Here is a 9842-nt window from a genome sequence, read left to right on the forward strand (position 1 = left end):
AAACAGATTCGTTGAGTAAGCAAGTTTTGAAGAATTATACGATAGAGTATCCAGAAAAACATCGTAAAGTTAGCATTATATTCGAGTCTCAATTTCCTTATAAGATATTGAGCTGGGAAAGTTCTTTCGAACAAAATGGCAAATTAAATACTACAAAGGCACGCTTAGTACAATCTATGCAAGTTGCCCTCAAATAAGCAAGGGTATTACACAAAGCTAACTTTACAATTCATAAGACAAAACGCCCGTTTATCTGTTTGCACAATAGATTAGTCAAAATGATGAACCTTCTTGGATTTTGAATTGTAATTTTATCATCCTCATATATAATGTTAAACAAGAAAAATGAAATTTCTCGGATTTAAACTTCCGAGCAAGTTGATAAGTTTTGGCCTTTCCATAATGGTGGGCCTTGTACTTTGGGCTTGTTCAGGACAAGACAAAAAACAAGAAAACACATTGCCCGAAACAAAGGTTTGTTCTATGATTTTTATCGACAAATCGGTAAGTGTAAATGTGGATAAAGGTTTTGCGAATGAGAAATACACAAAAATTATCAATGACTTAGTAGAGAAGAATATCAGAGGAAAAGGCGATAAGTTAATTGTGTATTTTATTCATGAAAACACCGCAAAAGCCAAGGTGGCAGAAGTAATCAGTCGTACCGACATGGAGGAGACTGAAGGCTCAAATGCCAACGACTCAGAAGCACTCAAAACAGAGTTTTTACTGGATTTGGGCAAAGAAAAAAGTATTTTCAAGCAGTTAGTCCTCAAACAACTAAGCGCTCGCAATACCTCGAGTAGCAATGAAAGTACCGATATTCTGGCTTCGCTCGAATTGATTGAAAAAGAAGCTGCCAGAGGATATGACGTCAAGGTCTATTATCTGTCAGACATGGTTGAAAGCATGAAAGGCGAGCATCGTCGCGATTTTCACAAAAATCCCCCCGTCGATGACGCCGCCGCAGTAGGTTGGGCCAGAGAAGATGCCAGTAATTTAAAAGCAAATCTCAATAACCTGAGTTCAATACAGGTATTTGTTGCTAAACCTTTTGAACCAACGGCTTCAACTCGTGTCAACAACCCAGCCGTTTCGGCGTATTGGGAAAGACTATTTGCCGAATTGGGCGTAAGTACTGAAGTAGAAGAATTGTAAAAAAAGGCTGTGAGAAACGATAAAGGTTTCGCACAGCCTTTTTCTATAAATTATAACCTCGATGCTTGACCCAAGTTTACCAAAATCCTCATTTCTAAGTTTTTTGTTGTAACTTTGCAGACTTAATTAAAATGGAGAAATGTTGAAAACTGATAATTCTCGCAATTACAAATTTTATTAAGCTAGAAAACGACTTTCAAGCAACTAATTGAATGAAAACGAAAACGTTAAAGAAAAATAAAGTAAATATAGTTACATTAGGTTGTAGCAAAAACTTGGTAGACTCTGAAGTGATTTATACTCAGCTCAAAGGCAACGGTATGAATGTAAGCCACGAGTCTAAAAAGGACGATTCAAATATTGTTATTGTAAATACTTGTGGTTTTATTGATAATGCCAAACAAGAATCTATCGATACGATTTTACGATATGTAGATGCCAAAGAAGCTGGAGTTATTGATAAACTGTACGTAACAGGCTGTTTGTCGCACCGCTATAAGGATGATTTGGAAAAGGAAATCCCAACAGTAGATGCTTTTTTTGGTACAAACGAATTGCCTCGTTTACTCAAAACACTTAAAGCAGACTACAAGCATGAATTAATTGGAGAGCGCTTGCTGACAACTCCAGCACACTATGCTTATTTGAAAATTGCTGAAGGTTGTGATCGCCCATGTTCGTTTTGTGCAATTCCATTGATGCGTGGAGGTCATGTTTCTCGCCCAATCGACGAGCTCGTAACTGAAGCAAAATCTTTGGTAAAAAGAGGAACAAAAGAGCTTATCCTCATTGCTCAAGACCTTACCTATTATGGATTAGATATTTACAAAAAACGTAATCTTTCTGAATTACTCGACCGTCTATCAGACATTGAAGGTATGGATTGGATTCGTTTGCAATATGCATACCCAGCTGGCTTTCCAATGGACGTATTGGATGTAATGGCAGCCAAACCAAATATCTGTAATTATTTGGATATGCCTTTACAAAGTGGTTCGACAGAGGTATTGAAGAAAATGCGTCGTGGTATCACTCGTGAAAAAACCGAAGATTTAATCCATGCCATCCGCGACAAAGTGCCTAACATTGCCTTGCGTACTACCTTGATTTCTGGTCACCCAGGCGAGACTGAGGAGGATTTTGAAGAAACGTATCAATTTGTTGAAAAAATGCGTTTTGATCGCCTTGGGGTATTTACCTACTCACATGAAGAAAATACGCACTCTCACACTTTCGAAGACGATATCCCAGAAGAAGTAAAGCAAGAACGTGCCGACGAGATTATGGCATTACAGCAAGAAATCTCTCTGGAATTGAACCAAGCAAAAATTGGTAATACTTACAAAGTGCTTTTTGACCGTAAAGAAGGAGGATATTTTATTGGTAGAACCGAATTCGACTCACCAGAAGTAGATAACGAAGTTTTAATCCCTGCAAGTCAGTATGTTCGCTTAGGCGATTTTGCAGATGTAAAAATCACTTCAGCCGAAGAATTTGATTTGTACGGCGAATTAGCTAAGTAAATAAAATGCCTGCAAGAACATCTCTTGCAGGCATTTTATTGAAGCAAACACGGGAATATTCAATCACTAAAGAGAAGCTACGGCTTGAACTTCTCATATACATCTTTCCCGGTAGTAGCGTCTTTACCCCAAAGCTCAATATAGTTGACAGAGGGCATCAAACCGCTTTCGTCTACACTTACAAACACCTTTTTCAGTATTTGCATTTTTCCGTTAATTGGAAATAGCGCGATGGGTTCGCCATGACTATCTAATTTTACAATAAATCTTCTTTTACGATAAGCCAAAAAGTGACCCTCATAAGCATTGATTTCACCTTCAAGAGCGCTAGTGTGTAATCCATACGCCAAAGTTCTTTGAATATTAGATAACTCCTGTTTTTTCCCTCCTTCTGTATATCTAATCCAATAAGTATGCACGGGATTTTTGTGGTCTAACTTGTTGTTAGGCAACATATTTGCGTCGTACAAAATAGTATTGATATTAGAGCTACGTTGAATATAAAAAAGACGATTAGGCCCTTCGGGTGGAATAGGGAACTGTTCTACAGAGGAAGGAGTGTTGTGCTTATTTTTTTGTGCGAAGCTTTCTGTGTAATTTACAAATAATGACAGAGATATTACAAAGGTGAATATGGCTGTCTGAGTGGCTTTTAAGAGTTGCATTATTTTTGAAATAGTCCTTTTATAAATTTAAGTTTGCAAAGGTAATCAACGCCTTTGAGTTAATCCGTAATACAACGTTAGTATTTTGTAAAAAAATCAATCGTAGTAGAAGGTAAAACAGCAACGTAGAAAATAGATAATTCTGCATAATCTTTATGGTTAAAAACTCATAAAATGATTCTTATGCTAAATATTCGACTGTTTATCATGATAACCATCATCAGTCCCTTGTAATAAACGCTAACAGTAAAATTTCTTTTTAAACTTAGATAATGATTATTCGCCAAGCTACTTCCCACGATTTACCTTCGATATTACAACTGTATGCCGAAGTACTTGATAAAGGCAAAGTGCTAACCTTGCCAGAGGCAGAGGTCTTATTCCAGAAAATGTCAAGCTATCCTAATTATAAGGTTTATGTAGCAGAGAATGAGCATCAGGTTGTAGGAACCTTTGCTTTATTGATTATGGACAATATGGCTCATCAAGGCACGCCCTCAGGTATTGTAGAAGACGTAGCAGTACGAGCTGACTGCCAAGGAAGAGGCATCGGAAAGCAAATGATGCAGTATGCCATGCAAATATGTAGAACAGAGGGATGCTACAAGATGGTATTATCTAGCAATCAAAGGCGGGTTGAGGCACATGCTTTTTATGAATCCTTAGGCTTTGATAAACACGGTTTTAGTTTTCTTGTTCCAACCCTTTCTTAAAACAGGAAAAATTCGTTTCTTTTTGTTTTTTTATAAAAAAAGTACTAATTTTGTACCAGAAAATTTAGGAAGAGGGGTCAGAAATCCCTCTTTTTTGTTTTGTATTACACATTCAGACCAGAAAGTCATAGAGGAGGGTGAAGTGGTGGTTTTCTAGAGTTTTTCATCTTCATGCTTTCTTTTTTCTTTCCTGTAGGCTTCAAAAATAAGTATGTTAAAAGATAAAATTGCAGAAATGCTTGAACCGCTTCTCGAAAACGGATTGTTTTTCGTAGTGGACTTGCAGGTAAATGTGCTAAAAACACGTACCAATATCATTATTCTTGTAGATTCTGATGAAGGCATCAAAATCGAAGAATGTGCCAAAATTAGTCGTAAATTAGCTAACAATATAGAGGCATTGGAGCTGATACCCACTGCCTATAATCTTGAAGTGTCTTCCCCTGGGATAGATCAGCCTTTGGTGTTGAACCGCCAGTTTCACAAAAATGTAGGTCGTACACTCAAAGTTCAACTATCAGATGGTACAGAAAAAGTAGGTACTTTGGAAGAAGTAAAAGAAGATGGAATCATTTTCTTGGAAGAACCCAAAAAGAAACCTAAAAAAGGAGAAGTAATCGAGCCAGTATTGATTTCGTTTTCAAATATAGATAAAGCAAAGGTACAAATATCGTTTAAATAGTGGCTGCGTTGCTTGACTAAGGGCTTTTCAAAAGCAAGGTCTTTGGTATCAGGTTATTCAATCATTAAAAATTATGAACCAATGAATAGTGCAGAGTTAATAGCGTCGTTTGCGGATTTTGCCAAAGAGAAAAGCGTTGACCGCCCGACGATGATTAAGGTGTTGGAAGAGGTGTTTCGTACAATGATTCGTAAAAAATACGGAACAGATGCCAACTTCGATGTAATCATCAACCCGGAAAGCGGGGACTTAGAAATGTGGCGTACCCGTGAGATTGTCGATGACAACTCAGAAGATATTTGGGATTATGACAAAATACCATTGGAAGAAGCTCGTAAAATTCAGCCTGACTTCGAAATTGGCGAAGAGGTAGCCGAATTGGTAAAGCTGGAAGACTTTGGTCGCCGTATCGTTCAAACGGCACGTCAGACCCTAATCCAAAAGGTAAAAGACCTTGAAAAAGAAAGTCTTTATGATAAATATAAGGACTTGGTAGGTGAGATGGTTTCGGGCGATGTTTACCAAATTGTTGGTAAAGAGCTAATTATTTCTGACGCAGAGAAAAACGAATTGATTTTGCCTAAAGCAGAAATGATTTCTAAAGATCGCTACAAAAAAGGCGAACCAGTACGTGCGGTTATTCACCGTGTAGAAATGAACAACGGTACCCCGAAAATTATTTTGTCACGTACTTCGCCAGTATTTTTGGAAAGATTGTTCGAACAAGAAATTCCTGAAATTTACGATGGTCAAATCATGATTCGCAAAATTGTACGTGAGCCAGGCGAACGTGCCAAAGTTGCAGTAGAATCTTACGACGATCGTATCGACCCAGTAGGAGCTTGTGTGGGTATGAAAGGTTCTCGTATCCATGGGATTGTTCGTGAGTTACAAAATGAAAATATCGATGTAATCAACTATACCGAAAACCTTGAGTTGTTGGTAGCGCGTGCACTTAGCCCAGCTAAAGTAAGCTCGATGAACATCGATAAAGAGCGTAAACGTATTGCGGTGTATTTACAACCAGACCAGGTGTCTTTGGCAATTGGTAAAGGTGGACAAAATATTAAGCTTGCAGGAAAATTAGTTGGATACGAACTAGATGTATACCGTGATATCAAACAAGAAGAGGTTGATGATGAAGATGTGGATTTGACAGAATTCTCAGACGAAATCGAAGACTGGATCTTGGAAGAACTTCACCGTATTGGTTTAGATACAGCTAAGCAAGTACTTAAGTTGAGTAGCGAGGAACTTGTTCGTCGTACTGAATTGGAAGAAGAGACAGTGAACGAAGTACTGTCTATTTTACGTTCTGAGTTTGAATAAGATTGATTGAGTGAATGATAGAATGATAGAATAGTTGTTCGAAAATTTCAGGCTCCGGCTTGAGCATATCATTTACTCAATTCAAAACTATTCTATCATTCGGTCCAGTCAACAAGTTTTCTCAAGTAGGTTTCTACTTGATGAAAGTGCAGACAAAACAGAAACATTCATAACATTAATCAATTAGTATTATAGAAAAGGAGATAAGCAAAAGTATGGCAGAAGATAAAATGATGCGTTTGAGCCTTGTGGCAAAGCAGATTAACGTGGGAATCTCAACCATTGTTCAATATCTCTCTGCCAAAGGTCACAAGGTTGATAACAACCCCAATACCAAATTGAATTTCGAGCAACTAAAGCTATTGGCGAAAGAATATCGTAACGATAGCCTACTCGAAGGAATGCAGCCTGCAGCGCCAGTAGCAACACCTGTTGCACCCAAAGCCGTAGAGGAAGCACCAGCCCCAAGTCCTAAAAAACAGGATGATGGAATGCCTTTGTACTTCCGCGGAGAAGCTAACGACGCACCAAAGGCAGAAGATAAACCTAAAGAGGTAGTACCTGCAACAGAGCCTGAAAAAATTTCTGCTCGTGCAGAGGTAACTTTCAAAGTGTTAGGAAAAATTGAATTGGACGAAAAAGGAAATCCTGTGCCTCCAAAGCCAGTGACACCTCCAGCCGAGCCTAAAGTTGAACCTAAAATTGAAAGTGTAAGTGTTGAAACGCCTTCAGTCGAACCCAAACCGATAGAGGCACCTGTGAAAGCTACACCTGAGGTATCAGCTCCTGTAGCTCCAACGCCAACTGTTACCGAACCTAAAGTCGAAGTACCAGTATTGGCAGAAAAGACCCAGATTGAGGAGACTCCAAAACAGGAGGTAGTTGTTGAAAGTAAAAAAGAAATTACTGAAGAAAAACCAGTTGTAAAAGAAGAACCTACCGCACCTGTGGTCGAAGAAAAAAAACAGCCTCAACAGCAGCCACAACAGCCTGTGGCTAAAGTTGAAAATCCTTCTGTTGCTCAAAACAGATCGCAACCTAATGTTCCAACACATCAAGGTAACAGACCTCAGCAACATAATCAGCAAGGAAATCAACAACGCAACAATCAGCAGAATCAGCAAGGCCAGAAGCCTAATAATAATCAGTCAAATCAAAATAAACTGCAAAATCCTGTGCAACAGCCACAACAGCCTAAGCCACAGCCAAAGCGTTATGATGAGGTACCAACCGATAGAAATATCGAGCTTATCGAAGCTAAAGGGGAAACCTTAAAAGGCTTGACGGTATTAGGTAAAATTGAATTACCAGTAGAACAATCACGTTCTTCAAATAATAAGAATAAGAAGAAACGTAAACGTATTAAGTCTGCCGAGAAAGTAACAGAGGCAGAGATTCGTAACGAAAAAGGCGCTCCTCGTCCTAAAAAAGACGAACCTAGCAAGCCGGGTGATGGTAACAAAAAGCCTCAGAACCAAAATTCTGGTGGTGGTAATAACAATAACCAGAACCATAACAACAACAATAATAACAATAACAATAACCACAAGAAGAAACCTAAGAAGGACGAAAAAGAGGAAGTTTCTGACAAACAAATTCAGGAACAAATCAAAGCTACCATGGCTCGCCTTCAAGGACAGACCTCTAAAGCAAACTTCGGAGCAAAAGAACGTCGTGAAAAACGTAAAGTTCGTGCCGAGCGCGAAGAAAAACGCCAGATGCAAGCTGAAGAGGATGCAAAAATTCTTAAGGTTACAGAATTTATTTCTGCAAGCGAGTTAGCATCTTTAATGGATGTTTCTGTAAACGAGGTTATCTCAACTTGTATGAGCTTGGGTATGTTCGTTTCGATTAACCAACGCTTAGAAGCAGATGTTATCGCTATTATTGCTGAAGAATTTGATTTCGAAGTACAATTCGTTTCAGCTGAAGAAGAAGTAGAAGCTGCGCTTCAAGAAGAGGAAGATGCGCCTGATACGCTCGAAACGCGTGCTCCAATTGTAACAATCATGGGTCACGTCGATCACGGTAAAACTTCCTTGCTAGACTATATCCGTCGCGCTAAAGTAGCAGCAGGCGAAGCTGGAGGTATTACTCAGCACATTGGTGCTTATTCGGTGAAGCAGGAGGATGGCCGTCGTATTACTTTCTTAGATACACCTGGTCACGAAGCCTTTACTGCTATGCGTGCTCGTGGTGCCAAAGTTACCGACGTTGCGATTATCGTAATTGCTGCCGACGATGCAGTTATGCCTCAAACGGAAGAGGCAATTAACCACGCAATGGTGGCTGGTGTACCAATCGTATTCGCTTTCTCAAAAGTGGATAAGCCTGGTGCTAATACCGATAGAGTACGTGAACAATTAGCAGCTCGTAATATTCTGGTAGAAGAATGGGGAGGTAAATACCAATCTCAAGAAATTTCTTCAAAATCGGGTATGGGGGTAAATGAGTTACTTGAAAAAGTACTACTCGAAGCTGAACTACTCGAACTGAAAGCTAATGCTAATAAACGTGCTGTTGGTACTGTAATCGAAGCCTCTCTAGATAAAGGTCGTGGATACGTGGCAAATATCTTGGTACAAGCTGGTACCCTCCATGTGGGTGATATGATGCTTGCAGGTGCTCACTATGGTCGTGTGAAAGCGATGTTTGACTACCGTGGTAAAAAATTAAAAGAAGCAGGCCCATCTACTCCTGTTCAGGTATTGGGCTTGAGTGGTGCCCCAGCTGCTGGTGATAAGTTGAACGTAATGGAAAATGAGCGTGATGCACGTGAAATTGCTAACAAACGTGAGCAAATTATCCGTGAACAATCATTACGTACTCGTAAGCATATTACTCTTGAAGAAATCGGTCGTCGTAAGGCTATCGGTACCTTCAAAGAACTTAACGTTATTGTTAAAGGTGACGTGGACGGTTCAGTTGAAGCATTGTCAGATTCATTGCTTAAACTATCAACAGAGGAAGTACAAGTACGTATTATCCACAAAGGTGTTGGTCAGGTTTCAGAATCAGACGTATTGTTGGCTTCTGCTGCCGATGCCGTTATCGTGGCATTCCAAGTACGTCCAAGTACCAACGCTCGCCGCTTAGCAGAAACTGAGCAAATCGAAATCCGTACTTACTCAGTAATCTACCAAGCAATCGATGAAATTCGCGATGCGATGGAAGGCTTATTGGCTCCAACATTCGAAGAATCTGTAACTGCTAATATCGAGGTTCGTAATGTATTCAAAATCTCTAAAGTGGGTACGGTTGCAGGATGTTATGTCTTAGATGGTAACGTGAAACGTAATAACAAAATCCGCATTATCCGCGACTTCGTTGTGGTTCATGAAGGTGAAATATCTGCTTTGAAACGCTTCAAAGATGATGTAGCTGAAGTGAAATTCGGATACGAATGTGGTCTTTCAATTAAGAACTTTAATGATATCCAAGAAGGCGATATTATCGAATGCTACGAAATGAAAGAAGTAAAACGTACACTCTAATTATATTAGGGGCAAAATCTTAGCTCACTAGTAATACTAGACAATCTAATATAATCATAAATAAAAGCACCTTTGGAACGACAGACCTTCTGTTATCCGAAGGTGCTTTTTGTATAATTTGTACAATAGCCTAGGGTGGCAGGCAAAATTTAATTTATACATTCAAAAAATATTCAAGATAAAATTGGTAATAAGTTAGTAAGCAAAATAAAGTTTAAGATTATGCTTTAAGCTTTCAGGTATCGGCTTTCGGCGGTGGGCTATGGGAAAAATGCATG

7 protein-coding genes and 1 pseudogene are annotated in these 9842 nt (G+C 39.1%); 7 read left to right on the plus strand and 1 reads right to left on the minus strand.

What is annotated here, in order from left to right; translation table 11 throughout:
• The 3 genes and pseudogenes from ACOVQ4_RS22225 to rimO form a co-directional block, all read left to right on the plus strand.
• A pseudogene (locus ACOVQ4_RS22225) lies at positions 1 to 197 on the plus strand (hypothetical protein); the annotation flags it as partial.
• Between the two features lie 148 nt (positions 198 to 345).
• Complete coding sequence (locus ACOVQ4_RS22230) at positions 346 to 1158, plus strand: hypothetical protein (RefSeq protein ID WP_421822784.1); 813 nt, start codon at positions 346 to 348, stop codon at positions 1156 to 1158.
• A 212-nt stretch (positions 1159 to 1370) separates the two neighbouring features.
• Positions 1371 to 2681: a 30S ribosomal protein S12 methylthiotransferase RimO gene (rimO, locus tag ACOVQ4_RS22235; RefSeq protein WP_166578243.1), complete on the plus strand. Its 1311-nt coding sequence runs from the start codon at positions 1371 to 1373 to the stop codon at positions 2679 to 2681.
• 77 nt (positions 2682 to 2758) lie between these two features.
• Here rimO and ACOVQ4_RS22240 read toward each other — a convergent pair whose 3' ends face one another.
• Complete coding sequence (locus ACOVQ4_RS22240) at positions 2759 to 3346, minus strand: DUF4833 domain-containing protein (protein WP_421822785.1); 588 nt, start codon at positions 3344 to 3346, stop codon at positions 2759 to 2761.
• A 272-nt stretch (positions 3347 to 3618) separates the two neighbouring features.
• On the opposite strand from ACOVQ4_RS22240, the gene ACOVQ4_RS22245 reads away from it, so the two are divergent.
• The 4 genes from ACOVQ4_RS22245 (at position 3619) to infB (ending at position 9564) form a co-directional block, all read left to right on the plus strand.
• Positions 3619 to 4059, plus strand: a complete 441-nt coding sequence (locus ACOVQ4_RS22245) for a GNAT family N-acetyltransferase (RefSeq protein ID WP_421822786.1) — start codon at positions 3619 to 3621, stop codon at positions 4057 to 4059.
• Positions 4060 to 4270: 211 nt separating this feature from the next.
• On the plus strand, positions 4271 to 4741 hold the full coding sequence (gene rimP, locus ACOVQ4_RS22250; protein ID WP_421822787.1) for a ribosome maturation factor RimP: 471 nt from the start codon (positions 4271 to 4273) through the stop codon (positions 4739 to 4741).
• Positions 4742 to 4822: 81 nt separating this feature from the next.
• Positions 4823 to 6070, plus strand: coding sequence for a transcription termination factor NusA (gene nusA, locus ACOVQ4_RS22255; RefSeq protein ID WP_421822788.1), 1248 nt, complete (start codon positions 4823 to 4825; stop codon positions 6068 to 6070).
• Positions 6071 to 6285: 215 nt separating this feature from the next.
• Positions 6286 to 9564, plus strand: coding sequence for a translation initiation factor IF-2 (gene infB / locus ACOVQ4_RS22260; protein ID WP_421822789.1), 3279 nt, complete (start codon positions 6286 to 6288; stop codon positions 9562 to 9564).
• Positions 9565 to 9842 lie beyond the last annotated feature (278 nt).

The sequence above is a fragment of the Flectobacillus sp. genome (genome assembly GCF_049240685.1).
Classification (GTDB): Bacteria; Bacteroidota; Bacteroidia; order Cytophagales; family Spirosomataceae; genus Flectobacillus.